The following is a 23279-nucleotide window of genomic DNA, read 5'->3' as shown; positions in this document are numbered from 1 at the left end:
GCCGTCGCACGGACCGGCCGGGCGTCCCGCTCAGAACGTCACGAAGGGGTTGAGGATCAGCCCCAGCGCGCCGGTGAAACGAAGCGGCGCGTCGGTGACCGCCAGGCACAGGCAGCCTTCCTCGTCGGCCACCGGGCGGTGGCGCACGGAGTCGTCGGCGACGGACAAGTCGCCGCGGGCGAACTGGCCCGGATCGTCGGTGAAGCCGCCGTCCAGCACCAGGGTCAGCTCGATCCCCCGGTGGGTGTGGTGGGGCGGCCCGACGCCGCTCGCCAGCCGCATCAGCCGGGCCTTGCCGCGGCTTTCGGAACCGGAGGCCAGCGGGATGTCGTAGCAGTCCATGCCGCGCATCAGCCGCTTCCAGGGCAGGCGCGACAGGTCGTTGCCGACGTAGCGGCGCAGCGGCTCGGGCAGCAGCGGCACCTCGGCCGGCTGGCAGACCAGCTTCGGCCGTGGCGCGCGGGGCAGGGGGGGCAGGTCGTCCAGCCGGGCCAGCACCGTTTCCAGGCAAGCGGGATCGACCTCCTCCGGCTCGATGCTCTCCAGCAGGGCGCCGCCGACCGCCTCCATCTCGGCGACGTTCAGGCGGCAGCAGGGGCACAGCGCCAGATGGGTCGCCACGATCAGCGACGCCGCCTCGCCCAGAGCGCCGCCGGCATAGTCGATCAGCAGGGTGTCGCCGGGATGGTGGGTGGGCACGGTCATCGGGAATCCCTCATGGCCTTGCGCAGCCGTTCCATGGCCAGACGCAGGCGCGACTTGACGGTGCCCAGCGGAATGCCCTGCTCGACGGAGATCTGGCTGTGCGGCTTGTCCTCGAAATAGGCCAGTCTCAGCAGGTCGGCCTGCTCCGGCGGCAGGGTCTTCAGCGCCGCTTTCAGGCGTCCGGCGGTCTCCCGCGCCGCCACCCCGTCGTCGGCGCTCTCCACCGGGTCGGGCACCAGCGTGGGGTCGGCGGGGTCGATCTCGGGCCGCTGTTCCCGCCGCAGCGCGTCGATCCGCTTGTTGCGGGCGATGGTGAACACCCAGGTGCCGGCGGACGCCTGGGTCGGGTCATAGGTCTCCGCGCGGCGCCACACCAACAGCATCACGTCCTGCACCAACTCCTCCGCACCACCCTCGTCGCAGCCCTGGCGGCGCAGATAGGCCTTCAGCCGCGGGGCGAAATGGCCGAACAGGGCGGCGAAGGCCGCGCGGTCGCGGTCCCGCCCGACCGCGGTCAGCAGGTCTTCGAACGTCCGGTCGGCGCCGGCGGCTGGGGAACCGAGATCCTGCATCCACGCCTTCGGGCACGTCTTCGGGGGCGCCGTCTTTGCGCACGGGGGCGTCGCGCACAACGGCAAGCCCCGCAACACATGGTGCGCGGAGCGCCCCGCTGCAAAGCGTGTTTGGCGCTTCTCCGTGTCGTGTGCACCGTCATGCGGTCGGGCGGCCAAGGGGGGCATGGTGTTCGGTCCGGCGTTCGATGGGCCTTCTACGCGCCCCGCCCCCCATCGGATCACCGGCTTTCGATGCGAAATCGAGCGATCGATTGCAGGACCGGTCTTTGGAACAACCCGTGACTTCGCCGCCGGGATGGGGCGGCGGCCCTGGAAAGCCTCACCGAATTGGGGTAGGGTCCGCCTACTCCCGAACCCGTCCGCGAAACCATTCGAGCCTTCGCCAACCGATGTTGCCCATCCGCACCATCCGTCGTACCGCCGGCGCCGCTCTGCTTCTGGCCGGTCCGATCCTCGCCGCCACGCTTGCCGTCGCCACGGTCAACACGGCCGCCGCCGCCGACCCGCGCCTGCTGGGGACCTTCAAGGACTGGAACGCCTTCGCCTTCGACGAGGGCGGGCACAAGGTCTGCTACCTGTCCAGCCAGCCCAAGAAGAAGGAACCCGCCGCGGCCAAGCGCGGGGACATCTATGTGCTGGTCACCCACCGCCCGGCGGAAAAGGCGCTGGACGTCGTCAGCGTCGTCGTCGGCTACCCCCTGAAGAAGGACAGCGAGTCCACGCTGGACGTGGCCGGCAAGTCCTTCAAGCTGTTCACCGACGGCGAGACCGCCTGGGCGCGCGACGCGGACACCGACAAGGCCGTCACCGCCGCGATGCGCGACGCCAAGGGCAAGTCCATGGTGGTGAAGGGTGTTTCGGCCCGCGGCACGAAAACCACCGACACCTACGGCACCGACGGCTTCGCCCAGGCTTACGACGCCATCAACCAGGCCTGCGGCGTGAAGCGCTGAGCAGCGCTGCTCTTTTCACTTGCCCGTTCCTCGTTTCGTCTTTTGACTCCGGACGCTCATGGCCCTATTTAGGGGGCCATGAGCGCCTCCAACCATGCTGCTGCCTTTGCCCTGCCGGCTGTTGACGCCGACGGGCGCAAGAACCTTGTCGGCCTGTCCCGCGACGAGCTGGAAGCCGAAATGCTGTCCGCCGGCCTGGAGAAATTCCGGGCCCGCCAGCTCTGGCACTGGATCTACCACCGCGGAGCCACCGACTTCGCGGTGATGACCACGCTCGCCAAGCCGGTGCGCGAAAAGCTGGCGGAGAGCTACGCCGTGGCCCGCCCGACGGTCGTGCGCGACCTGAAGTCGGTGGATGGCACGCGCAAGTGGCTGCTGCGCATGCCCGACGGGCAGGAGGTGGAGAGCGTTCACATCCCCGAGGAGGACCGCGGCACGCTCTGCGTCTCCTCGCAGGTCGGCTGCACGCTGACCTGCCGCTTCTGCCACACCGGCACGCAGCGTCTGGTGCGCAACCTCGACGCCTCGGAAATCGTGGCGCAGGTCATGCTGGCCCGCGACGCGCTGGGCGAGTGGCCGGCGCCGCCGGACGGGCGGATGCTCTCCAACATCGTCATGATGGGGATGGGGGAGCCGCTCTTTAACTACGAGAACGTCGCCAAGGCGCTGAAGATCGTCATGGACGGCGACGGGATCTCGATCTCGAAGCGCCGCATCACGCTCTCGACCTCCGGCGTCGTCCCGGCCATGAAGCGCTGCGGGGAGGAGCTGAACGTCAACCTCGCCGTCAGCCTGCACGCCGTGACCGACGAACTGCGCGACATCATCATGCCGATCAACCGGAAATATCCGTTGAAGGAGCTGATGGATGCCTGCCGCACCTACCCCGGCCTGAACAACGCGCGGCGCATCACCTTCGAATACGTGATGCTGAAGGGCGTCAACGACAGCCCGGCGGATGCCCGCGCCCTGGTGAAGTTGCTGGAGGGCATCCCGTCGAAGATCAACCTGATCCCCTTCAACCCCTGGCCGGGCGCCCCCTACGAGCGTTCGACCGATCGGGCGATCCAGGTCTTCGGCGACATCGTCAACAACGCCGGCTACGCCAGCCCCGTCCGCACCACCCGCGGCGAGGACATCATGGCCGCCTGCGGCCAGTTGAAGAGCGCGTCCGTCCGCCTGTCCGCCGCCGACCGCGCCGCCATCGAGAAGGTGCTGGCCGAGAAGGACGCGGCGCTGGCCGGATAAGGCCGGACCTATCCCTGGGAGTGCTCCGTGCCTGAGTTTGCCGTCGATCCCGGCCTGATCCTGTTCCTGTTCAACGCCGCGGCGGTCTGGCCGCTGATGCGCATCTTCCGCCGGGCGGGCTTCTCGCCCTGGTGGGCGCTGGTGATCTTCGTGCCGGTGATCGGGCTGGTCGGCGTGCTGGGCCTGCTGACGATGCGGCGCTGGCCGGCGCGGGTCCTTGTCGACGGGCCGGCGCGGCCGCGCAAGGCGCGGAGGGCCGCGTGATGGAGATGCTCGATTCCGTCGTGGCCCTGCTCAACGCCGTCTATTGGCAGCCTTGGGCGGCGATCATGTCCACCGACCCGTGGACGGCCAACCTCGTCATGGCGATCCTGCTGATGCTGAAGCTGATCTTCGGCGGCTGGGTGCTGGCCAAGGGCGGGCGCAGCCCGCTGTGGGCGCTGGTGCTGCTGATCAACGGGGCGGACATCCTGGCGATGTGGCTCTACGCCTACATCCGCTGGCCCTTCGTGGACCGGGCGCCCGCCCGCCCCGCCACGGAGAGCACCGTTGCGGCCGACGCCGGGACGGATTGAGCGGGACCGATTGATTCGCACCTGCCGTAGGGCTACTGTCCGGCACCGATATTTTTCCCCATCCGCGTGAGTAGTCCCATGAGCGGTGCGTCCGGCAAACAGATCAAGAAAGTGGTGCTCGCCTATTCGGGCGGCCTCGACACCTCGGTGATCCTGAAGTGGCTTCAGGAAACCTATCAATGCGAGGTGGTGACCTTCACCGCCGACCTCGGTCAGGGCGAGGAGCTGGAGCCGGCGCGCAAGAAGGCCGAGCTTCTGGGCATCAAGCCGGAAAACATCTTCATCGACGACCTGCGCGAAGAGTTCGTGCGGGACTTCGTGTTCCCGATGTTCCGCGCCAACACCCTCTATGAGGGCACCTACCTGCTCGGCACCTCGATCGCGCGGCCGCTGATCGCCAAGCGCCAGATCGAGATCGCCAACCAAGTCGGCGCCGACGCCGTGGCCCACGGCGCCACCGGCAAGGGCAACGACCAAGTCCGCTTCGAGCTGGGCTACTACGCGCTCCGCCCGGACATCAAGATCATCGCCCCGTGGCGCGAGTGGGATCTGAACAGCCGCACCCGGCTGATCGACTACGCCGAGAAGAACCAGATTCCGATCGCCAAGGACAAGCGCGGCGAGGCCCCGTATTCGACCGACGCCAACCTCCTGCACATCTCCTACGAGGGGAAGGCGCTGGAGGACCCGTGGGTCGAGCCGTTCGAGGACATGTACACCCGCTCCGTCGCCCCGGAGAAGGCCCCGGACACCCCGACCTACGTCGAGGTCGAGTTCAAGCGCGGCGACGCCGTGGCGATCGACGGCAAGGCCCTGTCGCCGGCGGCCCTGCTGACCGAGCTGAACCGCCTGGGCGGCGAGAACGGCATCGGCCGCCTCGACCTCGTCGAGAACCGCTATGTCGGCATGAAGTCGCGCGGCGTGTACGAGACGCCGGGCGGCACCATCCTGCTGGCCGCCCACCGCGCGATGGAGAGCATCACGCTCGACCGCGGCGCCGGCCATCTGAAGGATGAGCTGATGCCGCGCTACGCCGAGCTGATCTATTGCGGCTACTGGTTCAGCCCGGAGCGTCTGGCGCTCCAGGCGCTGATCGACCAGACCCAGGAGCCGGTGAACGGCGTGGTCCGCCTGAAGCTGTTCAAGGGCAATGTCACGGTCGTCGGCCGCAAGTCGCCGAACAGCCTCTACCGCATGGACTACGTGACGTTCGAGGAAGACAGCGTCTACAACCAGAAGGATGCGGAAGGCTTCATCAAGCTGAACGCGCTCCGTCTGCGCCTCGGCGCGATGGCGCGGGCGAACGTGAAGTAAGCGCAAAGCCGTTTTGAATGTGGAACGAGGGGGCTTCGGCCCCCTCGTTTCGTTTCGGGCAAAGGCTGCGTGGTGCGGCGCGTCCGCTTACGCCGCCCGGATGTTGACGAGGAAGCGCTCGACCTCCAGGCGAAGCGTTTCCGCCTGCCGGCTGAGTTCCTCGGCCGACGACAGCACCTGGGAAGCGGCCGACCCGGTTTCCACCGCGGCCTGATGGACCTGGACGATGCTGCCCGACACCTCCGTCGTGCCATGGGCGGCCTGCTGGACGTTGCGGGCGATCTCTCCCGTGGCGGCCCCCTGCTCCTCGACGGCGGCGGCAATGGTGGTGGCGATGCCGTTGAGCTCGCCGATTGTCCCGCCGATGGTCTTGATGGCGCGGACGGTTTCGGTGGTCACCCCCTGTATGGTCTGGATCTGGGTGGCGATCTCCTCGGTCGCCTTGGCCGTCTGGTTGGCCAGCGACTTCACCTCCGAAGCCACCACGGCGAAGCCCTTTCCGGCCTCCCCGGCGCGGGCGGCTTCGATGGTGGCGTTGAGCGCCAGCAGGTTGGTCTGGTCGGCGATGGCCTTGATGAGCCCGACGACCTCGCCGATCTTCTGACCGGCCTCCGCCAGGCCCTGGACCGTCTGGTCGGTGCGGGCCGCCTCCTCCACGGCGTTGCCGGCGATGGTGGTGGAGGTCGCGACGTGCCGCCCGATCTCGGTGATGGACGCGGACAGTTCCTCGGTGGCTCCGGCAACCGCCTGGACGTTGGTGGTCGCCTGCTCCGACGCGGCGGCTACCGTCGACGCCTGTCGGCTGGTTTCCTCCGCGGTGGACGACATGGACTCCGCGGTGGCGCGCATCTCGGTGGCGGCGGAGGCCAGCATCTTCAGCGTCGCGTGCACCGTGTTGTCGAAGCCGACGATGTATGTCTCCACGAGCGTTTGCCGGGCTTCCTTGCGAGCCTGCTCCTGGCGCTGCTCCTCCTCCATCCGGCGGTTCGCGACGGCGGAGTCCTTGAACACCGCCAGCGAGCGGGCAAGCGTGCCGACCTCGTCCTTCCGGTCCGTGCCGTCGACGGTGATGCCGAGATCGCCCTTGGCGAGGCGCTGCATGAGTTCGGCCATGGCGCGCAGCGGGCCGACCACGCGGAACAGCGTCGTCGTCACGGCAAAGGCCGCGGCGATCACGCCGAACAGCACCGCGATCCCCAAAATCCAGCGGGAGGCGTCGTAAGCGGCGTTGGTCCGCCCATATTCGGCCTCGGCTTCCTTCAACTGCAGGTCGACCAGCTTTCCGACGGCCGCCGCCACCGGGTCGATGCTGGGATAGAGCGTTGACACCGCGAAGGTGTCCAGCGCGGCCTGATCTTTGGCCTGCATGAGCCTGCGGGCGGTCGTCGCGGCGTCGCGCGCCTTGCCCATGTGGCGCTCGGCCTCGTTCGCCAACTCCTTTTCGCGGGCGTTCATCGAGGTGGCCGTGAAGGCCGACCAGCGCGTCGCGATTTCGCCGAGCGCGGCATCGATGGACTTGAGACCGTTCTCCCACGTCTCGGCGCCCCCGCGCACCTTGTGCGTGGCATCGACGATGTTGACGGCGAACATGTCGGAAACGACCTTCAAGTCGCGCAACGGGACGACGCGGTCCTTGAACACCGTTTCCATGCCCCGATGCGCCTGCCCCAGGGCCAGCCAGCCGGTGGCCGCAATCGCGAAAAGAAAGAAGCACAGAACAGAGAGGGCAACCAAAAGGCGTGCTTTGACCGTAGACATCGGCTCATTCCACGATGCGTTGACGTTGCAGGTCATTGCATCGTGGGCGAAACATATTAATATTAAGCTACATTTTGGCGAATATATATTTCGCCTGAAAGTTACAACTTTCATCAACAAGCGACACCGCCATGACGGTCATGACGGTGTCTTGCTCTGATCAGCGCCAGACGCCTCCCGCGTCTGTTCGAGCAGAGATTGCAGGAGGGATCTCTTCCTCACCCCTCCAGCCGGAAGCTCCCGTCCTCGCCCAGCGCGGCGAAGGGGTTCCAGGCGACCTCCCAGGGGTGGCCGTCCGGATCGGCGAAATAGCCGCTGTAGCCGCCCCAGAAGACGTCCTGCGCCGGCTTCAGGATGCGTCCGCCGGCCCGCTCGGCCTGGGCCATCACCGCGTCCACCTCCGCCTTGCTGCGCAGGTTGTGGGCCAGCGTGATGCCGCCGAAGCCCGAGGTCGGGCCCGATTCCGCCAGATGTGCGTCCTCGGCCAGCGCCTCCCGCCCGAAGAGGGCGAGCGCGACGCCGCCCAGCTGGTAGAAGGTGATGGCGTCCTGGCTGACGGGGGAGGGGGTCCAGCCCAGCCCCTCCTCGTAGAAGCGGCGGCTGCGCGCGAGGTCGGCGACGCCCAGCGTGATCAGGCTGACTCGCTGTTCCATCTCAGCTCTCCTTGCGTTCGACCGTGGCGACGGGCAGTCCGGCCTCCTTCCAGCCCTTGAAGCCGCCTTCGAGGTGGCAGACGTTCTCCAGCCCCATCGACTGCACGGTGTCGGTGGCGAGCGCCGAGCGCCAACCGCTGGCGCAGTAGAAGACGAAGCGCTTGCCCGACGCGAAGACCGGCTTGTGATAGGGGCTGTCCGGGTCCACCCAGAATTCCAGCATGCCGCGGGTGGCCGGGAAGGCGCCGGGGATCATGCCGTCGCGCGTCAGCTCGCGCGGGTCGCGGATGTCGACGAAGACCACGTCGGGGTCGCCGTGCAGGGACAACGCCTCCTGCGGCGTGATCGCCTGGATGCGGGCGTTCGCTTCGGCCAGCAACTCCTTGTAGCCCTTCTTCATCGGCATGGCGGTTTCCTCCTTTTGACCCTTTGGCCGTAGTCGAACCCTTGGCGGGACCGTTGGCGCGTCTGCGCTGTTGTCACTCTACGCAACTGTGCAACAGGCCGCCCCGCCCGGTCCACCGGGAAGGGCGGCCGGTGCGGGGGGAGCCCAGGGAAAGCCATGCAGACTGCCACCGACGGAACCACCGAAGCCGCCGCCGCTTTGCCGACCGTCATCGATCCCGTCCGCGTGGAGCGGAACGAGCGCTACGTCCGCCGCCGCTTCTGGAACACGCTGCGCGCCAACCTGCACCGCATTCCCTTCCTGGAGCAGGCGCTGGCCGCCTTCTTCTGCGCGACCGACCCGCAGACGCCCTTCAAGGCGAAGGCGATCCTGATGGCGGCGCTGGCCTATTTCGTGCTGCCCGCGGATTCCATCCCGGACTGGCTGATCGCGGTCGGCTTCGTCGACGACGCGGCGGTGCTGGCCACCGCCGTCCATGCGGTGCGGACCAATCTGAAGCCCCAGCATGAGGACCGCGCCCGCGCCGCCCTGCGCAAGGAGCAACAGATGAAGCCTCCGGAAATGAAGACCGCGGCTGGCGGCTGACGGCTCACGCCTTGGCAGAGCCCCGTTCGGCCCGCGATTGCGCCGCGTCGCGGTGGGCGGTGTAGAGGGCGGCGGAGGCGATCACCCCGGCGCCGACCCAGCCCCACAGGTCCATGGCCTCGCCGAACAGCGGCCAAGCGAGCAGAGCGGTGAAGGGCAGGCGGGCGTAGTCGTAGGGCATCATCGCCGAGGCCGGTGCCAGCTTGAAGGCGCGGGTCATCGCCAGTTGCCCCAGCGTCAGCACGCCGCCCAGCAGGACGAGCCAGCCGAGCGCCGTCCAGCTCGGCCATTCCCACACGAAGAGGGCCGGCACCAGCGCCATCGGGGTCAGGAACAGCCCCATGTAGGCGACCACCACCATCACCCCGTCGGAGGTCGCCAGCGCCCGCACCTGGAGCGTGGTTATGGCGGCGGCGACGCAATGCAGGAGCATGACCAGGATCGTCGGGTCCAGGGTGGCGTCGTCGGGGCGGATGACGATCATCACCCCGGCCAGCCCGACCAGGACGGCGGCCCAGCGCCGCGCCCGCACCGTCTCGTTCAGGAACAGCGCGGCTCCGGCGGTGACGAACAGGGGAATGGTGAAGCTGAGTGCGGTGGCGTCCGGCAGCGGCATGTGGGTGACGCTGTAGAACCAGCACAGCATCGCCACCAGGCTGGTCGCCGAGCGCGAGGCGTAAAGCCCCGCCCGGCCGGTGCGCAGCCGCCCCAGCCCCACCGCCGCGATCCAAGGCAGCATGAACATCAGGCTGAACAGGTTGCGGAAGAAGACGATCTCGAAGGGATGAAGCTCGCCGCTGACATGGCGGATCATCGCGTTGCCGATGGCGATGAACAGGGCGGCTCCCAGCATCCAGAAGGCCGCCTCCAGCGGTTTTCCCGCCATGCCGGGGCCGGTGGCGGGACCTTTGGCGGTGAGCGCGTGGGTGGGCAATCGGTCGCGTCCCTGGCGGATCGGCCTGCGGGTGGCGCTCCATTGCCGGAAACGCCACCCCAGCGTGCATCGCTATCCTGCTCTTCGGACCGGCCAGGGTGCAAGGGACATTCGGGAGAGGATCAGCCGCCGGCCTTCAGCGAATCGAGGCGGGCGCGAATCAGCGTGTATTCCGGCTCCTCCGGCTTGAACTGGGCCAGCAGGCGGGTCCACAGATCGGTGGCCTCCGCGGTCTGACCGACGCCGGCGGCGTTCAGGCCGAGCAGCCAGAGCGCGTCGCGGTTGTCGGGTTCGGCCGCCAGCGCCTGACGGAGCGCGGCGACGGCCTCCTCCGGCATCGGGCCGGGTTTGCTGCTCCGCGGCTCCGCCGACAGCAGGGCGGAGGCGTAGGCGATCAGCACATCGGGCCGCTTGGGCGCCTGTTCCCGCGCCTTGCGGGCGGCGTCGATGGCCTTCGCCGACTCGCCCATCACGCCGTAGGAGCGCGACAGCCGCAGCCAGCCGTCCACATCGTCCGGGTTGGCCTCCAGCCGGGCGGCCAGCCCATCGACCATGCCGCGGATCATCTGCTGCTGATCCTCGCCCTCGGTCTGGCCCTGCGCTTGGCCCTGACCCTGATTCTGGCCCTGGTTTTGGGCGACCGGCGGCTGTTGCTGGGCGGGCAGGGGCTCCGGCGTCACCTTGGCCGGATCGAGGTTCAGCGCCTTGGCGGCCTCCGCGATCTGCGTCCGGACGACCGGCACCCAGGGGGCGTCGGCGTGGGACTCGGCGAGCAGGGCACTCCAGCGTTCCAGCGCGTCCTTGGTGTCGCCGGCCTGGAAGCGGGCCAGCGCGGCGTAGAAGCGGGCGCGCGGCTCCGTCGGGTCCTTCGCCAGCACGCGGTCGAAGGTCTTGCGGGCCTCGTCCGGCACGGTGCCGCCGTTGGCCGAGATCAGGACCTCGCCGTAGCTGCCGAGAAGCTCCAGATCGTCGCCGGCCAGGGCCACCGCCTTGCCCAGCGCGTCGGCGGCCTCGGGCAGGCGGCCCATCTTGGCGTAGGCCTGGCCGAGGATGGCCCAGCCCTGCGGGTCGTCGGGGGTCTCGGCGAGCTGGGCCTTCAGCTTGTCCATCGCCGCCAGCACGTTCTTCGGCGGCCCGCCGCGCTCATGGTCCAGATTGCGCGAGGCCAGCGGCTGGGCCGGCAGCTCCGGACGGCCCAGCTTGCCATAGACGGCCAGCGTGCCGAGCGGCAGCAGGACGGCCAGCAGGGCGGCCAGCGCCATCGCGCTGCGCGGGGCACGGGCGGCGGGGACTTTGCCCTTCGCGCCGGCCTTTGCACCGCCCTTGCCGCGGTCGGCGATGGCCAGCATGCGGCGGCCGATCTCGGCGCGTGCGGCGGCGGCCTGCGCCTCGCTGATCAGGCCGCGGCCCTGGTCGCGCTCCAGCTCGCCCAGCTGGTCACGGTAGACCTCCAGGTCGTAGGCGGCGCGCTCCTCGGCGGCTCCCTCGGGCTTCCTCAGCAGCGGCGGCACGATCAGCAGCACCACGGCCGCCGTCAGGGCGGCGGCGACGATCCAGAACAGCATCAGGCTTTGTCCTTGCGGAGCAGGGCGTCCAGGCGCCGCCGCTCGTCCTCGGTCAGCGGGGCGGTGTCGCCGCCCGCGGTCATCGGGCCATCGGCGGCAGCCCCTTTCCGCCCGCGCAGGTACAGGGCCGTCACGACGCCGCCGATGGCCAGGATCACGAAGGGGCCGATCCACAGGAACAGCGTCGTCGCCTTGAAGGGCGGGCGCAGCAGCACATAGTCGCCGTAGCGGTCGGTGACGAAGCTCAGCACCTGCTGGTTGCTGTCGCCGGCGGTCAGCCGCTCGCGGACCAGCACGCGCAGATCGCGGGCGAGCGGCGCGTTGGAATCGTCGATCGACTGGTTCTGGCAGACGAGGCAGCGCAGATCCTTGCTGATCTCCCGCGCGCGGCCCTCCAGCGCCGGGTCCTTCAGCACCTCGTCGGGTTGGACGGCGGAGGCGGTGACCGGGGTCAACGCCAGCAGGACGGCCATCAAGGTCGTGGAAAGAAGGGCTCTCACGACGCGCTCCGCAGATGCTTGACCATGGGCAGGATCTGCTCCTCGACCACCTGCGGGGTCAGGGGGCCGACATGCTTGAAGCGGATGCGGCCCTGGCGGTCGAGCAGGAAGGTCTCCGGCACGCCGTAGACGCCCCAGTCGATGGACACGCGGCCGTCCAAGTCGACGCCGATGCTGGCGTAGGGGTCGCCGTTGCGGTTGAGCCAGGCGATGGCGTCCTCCGCCTTGTCCTTGTGGTTGATGCCGCGCACCGTCACGCCCTGCTCGCGGGCCAGCCGGGTGATGATCGGATGCTCGGCCTTGCAGGGGATGCACCAGGAGGCGAAGACGTTCACCAACGTGACGTCGCCCTTCAGCGTCGCGTTGGACAGCCCTTCCTTGTGGCCCGGCAGCGGCGGCAGGGAGAATTCCGGCGCCGGCTTGTCGATCAGGGCGGAGGGGATGTCGCGCGGGTCGCGGTCGAACCCGCGCAGGAAGGCCACGCCGACACCGACGAACAGCAGCAGCGGCAACAGGTAGATCAGGCGGCGCATCGTGGGCTTGTCCTTACTCGGCGGGCTGAAGGCTGCCCTTGGCGGCGCGGCGGCGCTCCGGGGCGCCGACGCGGAAGCGGCGGTCGGACAGGCTGACCAGCCCGCCCAGCATCATCCCCAGCGAGCCGATCCAGATCCACGGCACCAGCGGGTGATGGTACAGCCGCACGGTCCAGGCCGTGCCGTTCTGCGTCGGGTCGCCCAGCGCGACGTAGACGTCGGACAGCCAGGTGGTGTGGATCGCCGCCTCGGTCGTCGTCATGCGGGTGACCGGGTAGCTGCGGCGCTGCGGCGCCAGGGTGGCGATGTGCCTGCCGTCGCGGGTGACGGTGAAGACGCCCTGCTCGGCGCTGTAGTTCGGCCCCTGCACCGCGCCGACGCGGTCGAAATGCACGGCGTAGGCGCCGACCGTGGCGTTGTCGCCCGGCTTCATCGCCTGGATGGTCTCGCTCTGCCACGCCGAGGTGCCGGTCATGCCGGCGATGGCGATGCCCATGGAGGCGTGGGCGATGGTCATGCCCCAGGCGCTGCGCGGCAGGTTGACCGCGCGGTTCCAGCTGTCCTTCACCGGGATGCGGAACAGACGGATGCGCTCGGCGAACTCGGCCAGCGAGCCGAAGAAGGCCCAGGCGGCCAGCCCGACCCCGACCAGCGCCAGCAGTGGCCCGCCGCCGTTGGTGACGTAGGCGGCGATGGCGACGCAGGCCACGGTCGCCACGCCCGCCGTCCACAGCCGGGTCAGGGCGCCCAGCAGGTCGGCGCGCTTCCAGGCCAGGAAGGGGCCGACCACCATGGCGATCACCATCGGGATGGCGACCGGGATGAAGGTGGCGTTGAAGAAGGGCGGGCCGACCGACACCTTGCCCAGCTCCAGAACATCCAGGAACAGCGGGTAGAGCGTGCCGATGAAGACCGTCGCCGTCGCGGTGGACAGCAGCAGGTTGTTCAGCACCAGCGAGCCTTCGCGGCTGACCGGAGCGAACAGGCCGCCGGTCTTCAGGCTGGGCGCCCGCACGGAGTAGAGCAGCAGCGAGCCGCCGGTGGCGATGGCCAGCAGGACCAGGATGAAGACGCCGCGCGCCGGGTCCACCGCGAAGGCGTGGACCGAGGTCAGGATGCCCGACCGCACCAGGAAGGTGCCCATCAGTGACAGTGAGAAGGTGATGATCGCCAGCAGGATGGTCCAGGTCTTCAGCGCGTCGCGCTTCTCCACCACGATGGCGGAGTGCAGCAGCGCGGTGCCGGCCAGCCAGGGCATGAAGGAGGCGTTCTCGACCGGGTCCCAGTACCACCAGCCGCCCCAGCCCAGCTCGTAATAGGCCCACCAGGAGCCGAGCGCGATGCCGGCGGTCAGGGTCGACCAGGCGGCCAGCGTCCAGGGCCGCACCCAGCGCGCCCAGGCCGGGTCCACGCGGCCCTCAATCAGGGCGGCGACCGCGAAGGAGAAGGCGATGGAGAAGCCGACATAGCCCGCGTAGAGGAAGGGCGGGTGGAAGGCGAGGCCGGGGTCCTGGAGCAGCGGGTTCAGGTCGTTGCCGTCGAGCGGCGCCGGAACCACGCGGATGAAGGGGTTGGAGGTGATCAGGATGAACAGCAGGAAGCCGACGCCGATCATCCCCTGGACGGAGATGACGCGGGCTTTCAGCGAGGGTGGCAGGTTGCGCCCGAAGATCCCGACCGCCGCGCCGAACGCGGTCAGCATGACGACCCACAGCATCATCGAGCCTTCGTGGTTCCCCCACACGCCCGACACCTTGTAGAGCATCGGCTTCATCGAGTGGCTGTTCTGGACCACGTTCGACACGCTGAAGTCCGACACCACATGCGCCCAGGTCAGGGCGCCGTAGGCGACCAGCACCAGCAGCAACTGCGCGATGGCGGCGGGGCGGGCGACGCCCATCCAGGCGGCGTTGCCGGTGGCAGCACCCACCAGGGGGACGCCGGACTGCACCAGCGCCACGAACAGCGCCAGCACCAGCGCGTAATGGCCGAGTTCGGGAATCACGGGCCCGATGCTCCCTTGAAACGGAATGATGAAGAGGGGTCAGGAAGCCGTCAGCGTCACGAGCTGGGCTTCTGCTCCTTCGAATTCGCCTTGAAGTGCTCCGCTTCCTTCAGCGCGTCGGCGACTTCCGGGGGCATGTAGTTCTCGTCATGCTTGGCCAGCACCTCGCGCGCCTGGAAGACGCCGTTGATCATGCGGCCTTCCGTGATGACGCCCTGGCCCTCGCGGAACAGGTCGGGAAGCTGGCCGCGGTAGCTGACGGCGACGGTGTGCACGGTGTCGGTGACGCGGAACCGCGTCGTCACCCCGTCGGGCATCTTGCTCACGCTGCCTTCCTCGACCAGACCGCCCAGGCGGAAGTTGCGGTCGCCGATGTCCTGGGTCTGCAACTGCGTCGGGCTGAAGAAGAAGACGATGTTGTCCTCGAACGCCGTCAGCGTCAGGGCGGTGGCCGCGCCAAGGCCCAGCAGGGCGAGGCCCAGCATGTAGAGGCGCCGTTTCTTGCGGGTCATCCTTCACCAACCTCCGCCGCGGGCGACGCCGCGGCTCCGTTGCGCGCCCGGCGCCGCCGCGGCGGGCGGCTGCCTTCCAGCGCCTTCAGGGTCGTCTCGGCGCTGCGCAGCGCCTTCAGCGTGGCGGCCAGAAGGCCGACCATCACCAGCGCCGCCAGCGCGTAGGACGACCAGACATACGCGGCGTAGCCGCCCATCGCGAAAAACTCTGTCATCCTTGCCTCCGGCCCAGCCTGTTCCCGTGCCTCAGCCCTGCGCCTCGGTCAGGCGCATCGTCTGGATCTTGCGTTGCACGATCTCCGCCCGCAGGCGCAGCAGGACCACCGTGATGAAATAGGCGGTGAAGCCCAGCGCCATGACCAGCAGCGGGACCAGCATGGACCCGTCGATGGTCGGTCCGCCCATGCGGATGACGCTGGCCGGCTGGTGCAGGGTGTTCCACCAGTCCACCGAGAATTTGATGATCGGCACGTTCACGATGCCGACGAGAAGCAGCACGTTGCCCGCCCGCGTCCCGCGCTGCGGGTCGTCGAAGGCGTTCACCAGCGCCATGTATCCCAGATAGAGGAAGAACAGGATCAGCACGCTGGTCAGCCGCGCGTCCCACACCCACCACGTCCCCCACATCGGCGCGCCCCACAGCGAGCCGGTGACGAGGCAGATGAGAGTGAAGCCGGCGCCGACCGGGGCGGCGGCCTTGGCGAACAGGTCGGCCAGCGGATGCTTCCACACCAGACCGCAGGCGGCGGCGATGGCCATGTTGACGTAGACGAACAGGCTCATCCAGGCGGCGGGGACATGGATGTACATGATCCGCACGGTGTCGCCCTGCTGATAGTCGCGCGGCGACCCGATCAGCGAGATGTAGAGCCCGACGATCAGCAGGATCACGGTCGCCCCCGCCGTCCAGGGCAGGATCGCCGCCGAAAGGCGCTGGAAGCGGGCAGGATTTGCAAATCGATGCATAGGACCTATGGGCCTCTGGTCGTGCTGCGGACGATATAAGCTCAGTGATGCCCCAGCGCGAGGGGTTTCGCCTTGATCTTGGTCAGGAAACATGGCCGCACACCGTGGTGTTTTCAGGACGGTGCGGCGGCCTGTCGCACTGACGGTACGACGGGTTGACGCGGCCTTTCCATGCTACGTTGGTGTGGGATGGGCAAAAAAGTCCGGGGCCCGGTGTGAGGGGCGGGATTCTTGGATGACAACGGGGTTTACACGGATTTCCCGGATTCAAGCACGGATGACGCGGATTTTCTTTGAACTTGCCCAGCGCTCGCCGTTCGAGCGGCCTTTCGCCGGGCACGCATGGAAAAATCCGTGTCCAAATTCGTGAAGATTCCGTTGTCCGTCGAGAATCCCGGTCCTACTCCACCGCCTGACGCAGGGCGGCGGCGCTGGCCCAGGGGGCGAGCGGCAAGGCGCCGGCCAGGAGGCCGCCCAGAAGCAGCAGATGCGGGCGCGGGGTCAGGCCGTTCAGTGCGGCGTCGATGGCCCCGGCGCCGAAGATCAGCACGGGGATGTAGAGCGGCAGGATCAGCAGCGACAGCAGCACGCCGCCGCGCCGGGCGCCCAGCGTCAGCGCGGCGCCGATGCTGCCGATCAGGCTGAGGATCGGCGTGCCGACCAGCAGGGTCAGCACCAGCACCCCGAACCCCTCCGCGTCCATGTTCAGCAGCAGCGCCAGCAGCGGGGCGGCGGCGATCAGCGGAAGGCCGGTCACCAGCCAGTGGGCCAGCGTCTTGGCCAGCACCACCGCCTCCATCGGCAGGGTGGACAGCGACAGCAGCTCCAGCGAGCCGTCCTCGTAGTCGTTCTGAAACAGCCGCTCCAGCGACAGCAACGAGGCGAGCAGGGCCGCCACCCAGATCACCCCGGCGGCAATGCGGGCGAGGATGTTCGGCTCCGGCCCCACACCGAAGGGGAACAGCACCACGCACAGAACGAAGAACATCACGGCGATGCTGGCGTCCGACCCCTGGCGCAGCGCCAGCCGCAGGTCGCGCCCGATCAGGCGCAGGAAGCGGGTCACGCCGCGTCCTCCTCTTCCAAAACGTCGTCGCCCTCGTCGTGGGGGACGGGGGTGAAGTCGTCGAGATGCAGGTTACGGGCGCCGGGCATGGCGATGTCCACATGGGTGGAGACGGCGACCATGCCACCAGCGGCCCGATGCTCCGCGATGATCCCCTCGAACAGGGCGATGGCCGCGCGGTCGAGCGCCACGGTCGGCTCGTCCAGCAGCCACAGGGCGGCGGGGGCGGCGATGATGCGGGCGAGGTTCAGGCGTCGCTTCTGCCCCGCCGACAGGTAGCGCCCCGGCACGTTGGCGATGTGCGGCACGCCCAGCCGGTCCAGCGCCTTCAGCGCGTTGCCCCGCGGGTCGGCGGCACCGCCCAGCGTGGCCCAGAAGGACAGGTTCTCCACCGCGCTCAGCACCGGCTTCACCGCGTCGAGATGGCCGACGTAATGGATGCGGCCGCGGTGGCCGTCGGGGTCGTCGGAGACCGCCACATCGTCCCAGGAGAGCCGGCCGCGGATCGGCTTGAGCAGTCCCGCCATGACGCGCAGCAGGCTGGACTTGCCGCTGCCGTTGGGGCCGAGCAGGAACAGCGCCTCCCCCGGCGCGATCCGGAAGTCCAACCCGGTGAAGACCAGCCGGTCGCCACGGAGGCAGGTCAGCGCGGAACCGGCGAAAACGGGCATGGCGGCGGGCGGGCTCTTGCGGTGGACGGGGCGGGGGGAGCTATAGCACAGCCCGTCCGGGTGCCAAAAAGAAACGGCCCCAAAAAGAAACGGCCATCGCAAGGGGGTTCTTGCGATGGCCGCCGATCCAGCCGGGGCCTGGCTGGGGGCGCCGGAAAACCGGAGCCCTGATCGTCGCTTAGGGGCCGGGCCGCAGGGGTTCACGGGTCCGGCCAGCCACTTGACGCCGTAAGGCTTCCTCCGGTTTAGGGCCAGAAAGTGGCGAAATTTTGATCCGACGAATGTCCCTTTCCATTCCAGGGCATTGCCGAGGCGAAGCGGAGCGGGCATTCATAGGCGCCTTTGCTCCCTCAATGCTCAACCGGACCGGGTGCCTTCCATGACCGTGCTGATCGACCTGTTCAACGGCCTTCCCGACATCGCCCGCATCATGCTGATGCTCAGCGTGGTGGCCGCGTCGGGGCTGGCGCTGGGGCAGATCAAAGTGCGCGGCGTGGGCTTGGGCATCGGCGGGGTGCTGTTCGCCGGCATCGCCGCGGGGCACGTCGCCAAGGCGCTGGGCCTGACCTTCGACCATCACGTCCTGCATTTCATGCGGGAATTCGGGCTGATCCTGTTCGTCTACACCATCGGCGTGCAGGTCGGCCCCGGCTTCTTCGCCGCCCTGAAGAAGTCGGGCCTGACGCTGAACCTGCTGGCCGCCTCGCTGGTCGGGCTGGGGGTGCTGGTGGCGGTGGCGATCCACGAGATCGGCGAGGTGCCGCTGCCGGCGGTGCTGGGCATCTTCTCCGGCGCCGTGACCAACACGCCGTCGCTGGGTGCGGCACAGGAGATGCTGCGCGAGGTCGGGGCCTCGGCGGCGGAGATCAACACGCCGAGCCTCGGCTACGCCGTCGCCTATCCCTTCGGCATCGTCGGCATCCTCATCACCATGGGGCTGATCCGCGTCGTCTTCCGCATCGACCCGGTGGCGGAGGCCGAAGCCTTCGAACGCAAGCGCCGCGCCCAGGTGGAGACGCTGGAGACGCTGGACGTCGCCGTGCGCAACCGGTCGGCGATGGGCCTGCCGCTGCGCGACATGGAGCTGTTCGGCGACCAGGGGGTGATGGTGTCCCGCCTGCTGCGCGAGGGGCGGCTCCAGGTGCCGCACCCGGACACCTGCCTGCGCACCGGCGACGTCGTGCATCTGGTCGGGCCGCGGGTCAAGCTGGAGGCGACGAAGCGCCTGCTCGGCGAGGCCGCGGAGATCACCCTGACCACCAAGGGCACCGCCATGCGCTGGGACCGGCTGGTCGTCACCAACGAGCATGTGCTGGGCAAGGCCATCGGCCAGCTCGACCTCGCCGACGCCTACGACGTGGTGGTCAGCCGGGTCAACCGCGCCGGCGTGGAACTGGTGCCCAGCCCGGCGCTGCACCTCCAGTTCGGCGACATCCTGACCGCCATCGGCAAGCCGTCGGACCTCCAGCGGGTGGCGGCGCTGATGGGCAACTCGGCGCGGCGGCTCCAGCAGGTGGAGTTCGTGCCGGTCTTCATCGGCATCCTGCTGGGCGTGCTGCTCGGCTCCATCCCCTTCTACATTCCGGGGATGCCGGCGCCGCTGAAGCTGGGTCTGGCCGGCGGGCCGCTGGTGGCGGCGATCCTGCTGGCGCGCATCGGCCACATCGGGCCGCTGGTCTGGTTCATGCCGCCGGCCGCCAACATGGCGCTGCGCGAGATCGGCATCGTCCTGTTCCTGGCGGTGGTCGGGCTGATGTCCGGCGACCGCTTCGTGGAGACGCTGGTGCACGGCGACGGGCTGCTGTGGATCGGCTGCGGCGTGCTGGTGACGCTGATCCCGCTGCTCGTCGTCGGCTTCATCGCGCGGGCCTTCGCCCGGCAGAACTACCTGACGATCTGCGGGCTGCTGTCCGGCAGCATGACGGACCCGCCCGCGCTCGCATTTGCAAACGCAATGAGCGCATCGGAGGCTCCCGCCCTCGCCTATGCCACTGTTTACCCTATGGTTATGTTTCTGCGTATCCTTGCGCCGCAGTTGATCGTCCTGTTCCTCTGGTAGGAGGGCGGTCTGTCCTCGCGTGAGGAGACGCGGCCATGCACGCGCTCATCGATCTCTTTCTGGCCATGCCGCCGATCGCGCGCGTGGTGTTCATGCTGGGCGTCACCTCGGCCCTGGGGCTGGCGCTCGGGCACATACGGCTGCGCGGGGTCGGGCTGGGCATCGGCGGCGTGCTGTTCGCAGGCATCGCGGTCGGCCACTTCGCCAAGCAGGCGGGGGTGACGCTCAACGCCGAGATGATGGAGTTCATCCGCGACTTCGGCCTGATCCTGTTCGTCTACACCATCGGCATCCAGGTCGGCCCCGGCTTCTTCGCGGCGCTGAAGAAGTCCGGGCTGGCGCTGAACGGTCTGGCGCTGCTGATGGTCGGGTCGAGCATCCTGCTGACCGCGATCCTGGTGCTGTTCGACCTCGTGCCGCTGGGCTCCGGCCTCGGCGTCTTCGCGGGCGGGGTGACCAACGCCCCGGCGCTGGCCGCCTCGCAGCAGGTGCTGAAGGAGGTCGGGGCCAGCGCCGCGGTGATGGCCCTGCCCGGTCTGGCCTTCGCCGTCACCTATCCCTTCGGCATCGCCGGCAACCTGCTGGCCATGGCGGTGGTGCGGATCGTCTTCCGCATCGACCCGCAGGAGGAGGCCAGGGCCTTCGAGGCCGCCCGCCGGGCCGAGGTCGCGGCGCTCGACACCATGGACATCGCCGTCACCAACCCGGCCCTGCGCGGGGTGCGGCTGGGCGACCTGACCCTGCTGCCGAGCCTGGGAGTCTGCGCGTCGCGGCTGCTGCGCGGCGGCCAGCTCCGCGTGCCCGGCGAGGACACCCGGCTGGAGGAGGGCGACGTGCTGCACGTGGTCGGCCCGCGCCCGAAGCTGGAGCAGGTCCGCCTGCTGATGGGGCGCGAGGCCGACGTCCGGCTGACCACCAAGGGCAGCGACCTGCGGTGGGAGCGCATCGTCGTCACCGCCAACCCGGTGCTGGGCAGGTCCATCGCCGCGCTGAACCTGAAGGGGGCCTGCGACGTGGTGGTCAGCCGCGTCAACCGCGCCGGTGTGGAGCTGGTGCCCAACGCCGCGCTGAAGCTGCAGTTCGGCGACATCCTGACGGTGATCGGCAAGCCCGACGACCTCAAGGCGGCCGCCTGCATCATCGGCAACTCCGAACGGCGGCTGCAGACGGTGGAGATGATCCCGGTCTTCGTCGGCATCACGCTGGGGGCGCTGCTGGGGGCCATCCCGCTGTTCCTGCCGGGCATGCCGGCGCCGCTGCGGCTGGGCATGGCCGGCGGGCCGCTGATCGCCGCCATCGTCCTGGCGCGCATCGGCCACATCGGGCCGCTGGTCTGGTTCATGCCGCCCGCCGCCAACCTCGCCCTGCGCGAGATCGGCATCGTCCTGTTCCTCGCCGTTCTGGGCATCGCGTCGGGCGACCGCTTCGTCGAGACGATGGCGAGCGGCGCCGGGCTGCCCTGGATGGCCTGGGGCGTCCTGGTCACGCTGGTGCCGCTGCTGCTGACCGGGCTGCTGGCGCGCGGCGTGATGAAGCTGAACTTCCTCAGCATCTGCGGCGTTTTGGCCGGGGCGCAGACCAACCCGCCGGGCCTCGCCTACGCCAACGCGGTCGTCGCATCGGAGGCGCCGGCGCTGGCCTACGCCACCGTCTACCCGCTGGCCATGTGCCTGCGCATCCTGGCGCCGCAGCTTCTGGTGCTGATGCTGTGGTGAAAAACACATCAGCTTACCCCGTCGCGCGGTTGCCCCGAGGCCTGCAAAATCCGCGTTGCGGGAGTTTGTCCGGCGGTCTAGCCTAGCGGCACCGTCCATGGTTGGCCGGTCCAGACCGCTCCCCGCCGACAAGCCCCGCATGCACCGACACCCGCCCACGAATCCCCACGCCCCCGAAGCCGTCCTCGTCGAGAATGTCCACAAGCGCTTCGGCCCGCTGGAGGTGCTGAAGGGCGTCTCCCTGACCGCGCGCGAAGGCGACGTCATCACGCTGATCGGCTCCTCCGGCTCCGGCAAGAGCACGCTTCTGCGCTGCATCAACATGCTGGAGGTGCCGGACGAGGGGCGGATCGTCATCGGCGGCGAGGCCATCGGCCTGAAGAAGGCGCGCGGCGGCCAGACCGTCCCCGCCGATTCCCGGCAGGTGGACCGCATCCGCACCCGGCTCGGCATGGTGTTCCAGAGCTTCAACCTCTGGACCCACATGACCATCCTGGAGAACGTCATCGAGGCGCCGGTCCATGTGCTGGGCGTCCCGAAGGCGGAGGCGGTGGACCGCGCCCGCAAGCTGCTGGACAAGGTGGGCATCCTGGCCAAGGCCGAGTCCTACCCGGTGCAGCTCTCCGGCGGGCAGCAGCAGCGCGCCGCCATCGCCCGCGCGCTGGCCATGCAGCCCAAGGTGATGCTGTTCGACGAGCCGACCTCCGCGCTCGACCCCGAGCTGGTGGGCGAGGTGCTGCTGGTCATCCGGCAGCTCGCCGAGGAGGGCAACACCATGATTCTCGTGACGCACGAGATGGGCTTCGCCCGCGAGGTCGCGTCGGAGGTGGTGTTCCTCCACCAGGGCCGGATCGAGGAGCGGGGGCCGCCCGACCGGGTTCTGGTCAATCCGGAATCGGACCGCGTGCGACAGTTCCTGTCGCGCCACCTGTCCGGCGGCGGCTGAATCGATCGCGCGAGGACGGCCCGCTCAATTCCCTTGACTGGCGCTGTAAAACCGTAAACCTCAGAGCCTGCCCGAGCATAAGAGCCATCCATAAGGGCATCAGAACAGAGGAGGTTTTCCCGTGAAGAAGATCGTTGCGGCGCTGGCGCTCGGCGCCATTGTGGCGGTCGCCGGCACCGCCGCCGAAGCCAAGGACTGGAAGAAGATCCGCATCGCCACCGAGGGCGCCTACGCCCCCTGGAACGCGACGGACCCGTCGGGCAAGCTGGTCGGCTTCGAGCCGGACCTCGCCATGGAACTCTGCAAGCGGATCAAGGCCGAGTGCGAGATCGTCGCCCAGGATTGGGACGGCATGATCCCGGCCATCCAGCAGGGCAAGTACGACGCCATCATGGCGGCGATGTCGATCACCGACGAGCGTGAGAAGGTCATTGCCTTCGCCGGCCCCTACGGCACTGAGCCGTCGATGTTCGGCACCATGAAGAATTCGCCGCTCGCCAAGGCGACCTTCCCCGGCGAGCGCTATGACCTGTCCAAGGACGACCCGAAGGCCGCCATCGCCGCCCTGGCCGACGCGCTGAAGGGCAAGACGGTCGGCGTGCAGACCTCGACCATCCAGGCGAACTTCATGGAGAAGCTTCTGCCGCAGGTGGCGGTCCGCACCTACGACAAGCTGGACAACGCCGGCATCGACATGGCCGCCGGCCGCGTCGACGCCATCTTCGGCGACCGGTCGGCGGTGGACGCCATCCTCAAGGCGGACGCCGGCAACGGCATGACCCTGTTCGGTCCGGCCTTCGCGCGCGGCGTGCTGGGCAAGGGCGTGGGCGTCGGCCTGCGCAAGGCCGACGGCGACCTGAAGGAGCTGTTCAACAAGGCCATCGCCGAGGCCAACCAGGACGGCACCATCACGAAGCTGAGCACCCAGCACTTCGGCTACGACATCTCGATCAAGTAACCGGTCATCATGTGAAGGGATGTCCCCCTCTCCTCCGTCGGGTGGAGAGGGGAACCCGGTTCGGAGCCCATTTCGGA

Annotated in this window: 25 protein-coding genes; 10 read left to right on the top strand and 15 right to left on the bottom strand. The window is 68.9% G+C overall.

Features of this window, described 5'->3' with window-relative positions; genetic code table 11:
• Positions 1-30: 30 nt before the first annotated feature.
• Both JJL56_RS07550 and JJL56_RS07545 read right to left on the bottom strand, forming a co-directional pair.
• Positions 31-705, bottom strand: coding sequence for a ChrR family anti-sigma-E factor (locus tag JJL56_RS07550; protein ID WP_145623013.1), 675 nt, complete (start codon positions 703-705; stop codon positions 31-33).
• Positions 702-1277: a sigma-70 family RNA polymerase sigma factor gene (locus JJL56_RS07545; protein WP_145623012.1), complete on the bottom strand. Its 576-nt coding sequence runs from the start codon at positions 1275-1277 to the stop codon at positions 702-704. The genes JJL56_RS07550 and JJL56_RS07545 overlap by 4 nt, the downstream gene beginning before the upstream one ends.
• 392 nt (positions 1278-1669) lie before the next feature.
• On the opposite strand from JJL56_RS07545, the gene JJL56_RS07540 reads away from it, so the two are divergent.
• From JJL56_RS07540 to JJL56_RS07520, 5 genes are all read left to right on the top strand, one after another.
• Complete coding sequence (locus JJL56_RS07540) at positions 1670-2233, top strand: invasion associated locus B family protein (protein ID WP_145623011.1); 564 nt, start codon at positions 1670-1672, stop codon at positions 2231-2233.
• Positions 2234-2311: 78 nt separating this feature from the next.
• Positions 2312-3481 carry a dual-specificity RNA methyltransferase RlmN gene (rlmN, locus tag JJL56_RS07535; RefSeq protein ID WP_200484793.1) on the top strand — a complete coding sequence of 390 codons (1170 nt, stop codon included), beginning with the start codon at positions 2312-2314 and terminating at the stop codon, positions 3479-3481.
• A 27-nt stretch (positions 3482-3508) separates the two neighbouring features.
• Complete coding sequence (locus tag JJL56_RS07530; protein WP_094301545.1) at positions 3509-3745, top strand: DUF805 domain-containing protein; 237 nt, start codon at positions 3509-3511, stop codon at positions 3743-3745.
• Complete coding sequence (locus tag JJL56_RS07525; RefSeq protein ID WP_200484792.1) at positions 3745-4056, top strand: hypothetical protein; 312 nt, start codon at positions 3745-3747, stop codon at positions 4054-4056. Before JJL56_RS07530 ends, JJL56_RS07525 begins: the two co-directional genes overlap by 1 nt.
• Before the next feature lie 78 nt (positions 4057-4134).
• Entirely contained in the window at positions 4135-5370 is a 1236-nt protein-coding gene (locus tag JJL56_RS07520) for an argininosuccinate synthase (protein ID WP_035669763.1), read from the top strand.
• 87 nt (positions 5371-5457) lie between these two features.
• Here JJL56_RS07520 and JJL56_RS07515 read toward each other — a convergent pair whose 3' ends face one another.
• The 3 genes from JJL56_RS07515 to JJL56_RS07505 all read right to left on the bottom strand — a co-directional run bounded on the left by JJL56_RS07515 (position 5458) and on the right by JJL56_RS07505 (position 8187).
• A complete protein-coding gene (locus JJL56_RS07515; protein WP_200484791.1) occupies positions 5458-7128 on the bottom strand; it encodes a methyl-accepting chemotaxis protein in 1671 nt (556 codons plus the stop codon).
• Between the two features lie 218 nt (positions 7129-7346).
• A complete protein-coding gene (locus JJL56_RS07510) occupies positions 7347-7781 on the bottom strand; it encodes a VOC family protein (RefSeq protein WP_109071831.1) in 435 nt (144 codons plus the stop codon).
• Position 7782: 1 nt separating this feature from the next.
• Positions 7783-8187 carry a rhodanese-like domain-containing protein gene (locus JJL56_RS07505; protein ID WP_200484789.1) on the bottom strand — a complete coding sequence of 135 codons (405 nt, stop codon included), beginning with the start codon at positions 8185-8187 and terminating at the stop codon, positions 7783-7785.
• Between the two features lie 156 nt (positions 8188-8343).
• On the opposite strand from JJL56_RS07505, the gene JJL56_RS07500 reads away from it, so the two are divergent.
• Positions 8344-8772, top strand: a complete 429-nt coding sequence (locus JJL56_RS07500; RefSeq protein ID WP_145623008.1) for a YkvA family protein — start codon at positions 8344-8346, stop codon at positions 8770-8772.
• Between the two features lie 4 nt (positions 8773-8776).
• On the opposite strand, the gene JJL56_RS07495 is transcribed toward JJL56_RS07500, so the two are convergent.
• The 10 genes from JJL56_RS07495 to ccmA form a co-directional block, all read right to left on the bottom strand.
• Positions 8777-9706, bottom strand: a complete 930-nt coding sequence (locus JJL56_RS07495; RefSeq protein WP_145623007.1) for a DMT family transporter — start codon at positions 9704-9706, stop codon at positions 8777-8779.
• Between the two features lie 122 nt (positions 9707-9828).
• Positions 9829-11271 carry a c-type cytochrome biogenesis protein CcmI gene (gene ccmI, locus JJL56_RS07490; protein ID WP_145623006.1) on the bottom strand — a complete coding sequence of 481 codons (1443 nt, stop codon included), beginning with the start codon at positions 11269-11271 and terminating at the stop codon, positions 9829-9831.
• Positions 11271-11744, bottom strand: a complete 474-nt coding sequence (locus tag JJL56_RS07485; RefSeq protein WP_145623344.1) for a cytochrome c-type biogenesis protein — start codon at positions 11742-11744, stop codon at positions 11271-11273. The genes ccmI and JJL56_RS07485 overlap by 1 nt, the downstream gene beginning before the upstream one ends.
• A 23-nt stretch (positions 11745-11767) precedes the next feature.
• The gene (locus tag JJL56_RS07480; RefSeq protein ID WP_014238694.1) at positions 11768-12304 is read right to left on the bottom strand and encodes a DsbE family thiol:disulfide interchange protein; all 537 of its coding nucleotides are present in this window, start codon (positions 12302-12304) and stop codon (positions 11768-11770) included.
• Positions 12305-12317: 13 nt separating this feature from the next.
• Positions 12318-14309 (bottom strand): heme lyase CcmF/NrfE family subunit, encoded by a 1992-nt coding sequence (locus tag JJL56_RS07475; protein WP_145623005.1) that lies wholly within the window; start codon positions 14307-14309, stop codon positions 12318-12320.
• Between the two features lie 56 nt (positions 14310-14365).
• Positions 14366-14821, bottom strand: a complete 456-nt coding sequence (gene ccmE, locus JJL56_RS07470) for a cytochrome c maturation protein CcmE (RefSeq protein WP_145623004.1) — start codon at positions 14819-14821, stop codon at positions 14366-14368.
• On the bottom strand, positions 14818-15036 hold the full coding sequence (gene ccmD / locus JJL56_RS07465; RefSeq protein ID WP_145623003.1) for a heme exporter protein CcmD: 219 nt from the start codon (positions 15034-15036) through the stop codon (positions 14818-14820). The genes ccmE and ccmD overlap by 4 nt, the downstream gene beginning before the upstream one ends.
• Positions 15037-15067: 31 nt before the next feature.
• On the bottom strand, positions 15068-15787 hold the full coding sequence (locus tag JJL56_RS07460) for a heme ABC transporter permease (protein WP_094301558.1): 720 nt from the start codon (positions 15785-15787) through the stop codon (positions 15068-15070).
• Between the two features lie 400 nt (positions 15788-16187).
• On the bottom strand, positions 16188-16853 hold the full coding sequence (gene ccmB, locus JJL56_RS07455; protein WP_014238686.1) for a heme exporter protein CcmB: 666 nt from the start codon (positions 16851-16853) through the stop codon (positions 16188-16190).
• Complete coding sequence (gene ccmA, locus JJL56_RS07450; RefSeq protein WP_200484788.1) at positions 16850-17524, bottom strand: heme ABC exporter ATP-binding protein CcmA; 675 nt, start codon at positions 17522-17524, stop codon at positions 16850-16852. The genes ccmB and ccmA overlap by 4 nt, the downstream gene beginning before the upstream one ends.
• Before the next feature lie 379 nt (positions 17525-17903).
• On the opposite strand from ccmA, the gene JJL56_RS07445 reads away from it, so the two are divergent.
• From JJL56_RS07445 to JJL56_RS07430, 4 genes are all read left to right on the top strand, one after another.
• Positions 17904-19583 carry a putative transporter gene (locus JJL56_RS07445; RefSeq protein ID WP_145623001.1) on the top strand — a complete coding sequence of 560 codons (1680 nt, stop codon included), beginning with the start codon at positions 17904-17906 and terminating at the stop codon, positions 19581-19583.
• 35 nt (positions 19584-19618) lie between these two features.
• Positions 19619-21298: a putative transporter gene (locus tag JJL56_RS07440; RefSeq protein ID WP_200484786.1), complete on the top strand. Its 1680-nt coding sequence runs from the start codon at positions 19619-19621 to the stop codon at positions 21296-21298.
• A gap of 139 nt (positions 21299-21437) precedes the next feature.
• Positions 21438-22244, top strand: coding sequence for an ABC transporter ATP-binding protein (locus JJL56_RS07435; RefSeq protein ID WP_145622999.1), 807 nt, complete (start codon positions 21438-21440; stop codon positions 22242-22244).
• 121 nt (positions 22245-22365) lie between these two features.
• Entirely contained in the window at positions 22366-23202 is an 837-nt protein-coding gene (locus JJL56_RS07430) for a transporter substrate-binding domain-containing protein (RefSeq protein ID WP_145622998.1), read from the top strand.
• Positions 23203-23279: the final 77 nt, after the last annotated feature.

Source organism: Azospirillum aestuarii, from assembly GCF_016632405.1.
In the GTDB taxonomy this organism is placed as follows: domain Bacteria; phylum Pseudomonadota; class Alphaproteobacteria; order Azospirillales; family Azospirillaceae; genus Azospirillum; species Azospirillum aestuarii.
This window is presented reverse-complemented; position numbering and strand designations above follow the sequence as displayed.

Bases quoted from the DNA above. Each gene is read 5' to 3' on its own strand.
- JJL56_RS07550 (WP_145623013.1), bottom strand. From the start codon at position 705: ATGACCGTGCCCACCCACCATCCCGGCGACACCCTGCTGATCGACTAT.
- JJL56_RS07545 (WP_145623012.1), bottom strand. From the start codon at position 1,277: ATGCAGGATCTCGGTTCCCCAGCCGCCGGCGCCGACCGGACGTTCGAA.
- JJL56_RS07540 (WP_145623011.1), top strand. From the start codon at position 1,670: ATGTTGCCCATCCGCACCATCCGTCGTACCGCCGGCGCCGCTCTGCTT.
- rlmN (WP_200484793.1), top strand. From the start codon at position 2,312: ATGAGCGCCTCCAACCATGCTGCTGCCTTTGCCCTGCCGGCTGTTGAC.
- JJL56_RS07525 (WP_200484792.1), top strand. From the start codon at position 3,745: ATGGAGATGCTCGATTCCGTCGTGGCCCTGCTCAACGCCGTCTATTGG.
- JJL56_RS07520 (WP_035669763.1), top strand. From the start codon at position 4,135: ATGAGCGGTGCGTCCGGCAAACAGATCAAGAAAGTGGTGCTCGCCTAT.
- JJL56_RS07515 (WP_200484791.1), bottom strand. From the start codon at position 7,128: ATGTCTACGGTCAAAGCACGCCTTTTGGTTGCCCTCTCTGTTCTGTGC.
- JJL56_RS07510 (WP_109071831.1), bottom strand. From the start codon at position 7,781: ATGGAACAGCGAGTCAGCCTGATCACGCTGGGCGTCGCCGACCTCGCG.
- JJL56_RS07505 (WP_200484789.1), bottom strand. From the start codon at position 8,187: ATGCCGATGAAGAAGGGCTACAAGGAGTTGCTGGCCGAAGCGAACGCC.
- JJL56_RS07500 (WP_145623008.1), top strand. From the start codon at position 8,344: ATGCAGACTGCCACCGACGGAACCACCGAAGCCGCCGCCGCTTTGCCG.
- ccmI (WP_145623006.1), bottom strand. From the start codon at position 11,271: ATGCTGTTCTGGATCGTCGCCGCCGCCCTGACGGCGGCCGTGGTGCTG.
- JJL56_RS07485 (WP_145623344.1), bottom strand. From the start codon at position 11,744: ATGGCCGTCCTGCTGGCGTTGACCCCGGTCACCGCCTCCGCCGTCCAA.
- JJL56_RS07480 (WP_014238694.1), bottom strand. From the start codon at position 12,304: ATGCGCCGCCTGATCTACCTGTTGCCGCTGCTGCTGTTCGTCGGTGTC.
- ccmE (WP_145623004.1), bottom strand. From the start codon at position 14,821: ATGACCCGCAAGAAACGGCGCCTCTACATGCTGGGCCTCGCCCTGCTG.
- ccmD (WP_145623003.1), bottom strand. From the start codon at position 15,036: ATGACAGAGTTTTTCGCGATGGGCGGCTACGCCGCGTATGTCTGGTCG.
- JJL56_RS07460 (WP_094301558.1), bottom strand. From the start codon at position 15,787: ATGCATCGATTTGCAAATCCTGCCCGCTTCCAGCGCCTTTCGGCGGCG.
- ccmA (WP_200484788.1), bottom strand. From the start codon at position 17,524: ATGCCCGTTTTCGCCGGTTCCGCGCTGACCTGCCTCCGTGGCGACCGG.
- JJL56_RS07445 (WP_145623001.1), top strand. From the start codon at position 17,904: ATGACCGTGCTGATCGACCTGTTCAACGGCCTTCCCGACATCGCCCGC.
- JJL56_RS07440 (WP_200484786.1), top strand. From the start codon at position 19,619: ATGCACGCGCTCATCGATCTCTTTCTGGCCATGCCGCCGATCGCGCGC.
- JJL56_RS07435 (WP_145622999.1), top strand. From the start codon at position 21,438: ATGCACCGACACCCGCCCACGAATCCCCACGCCCCCGAAGCCGTCCTC.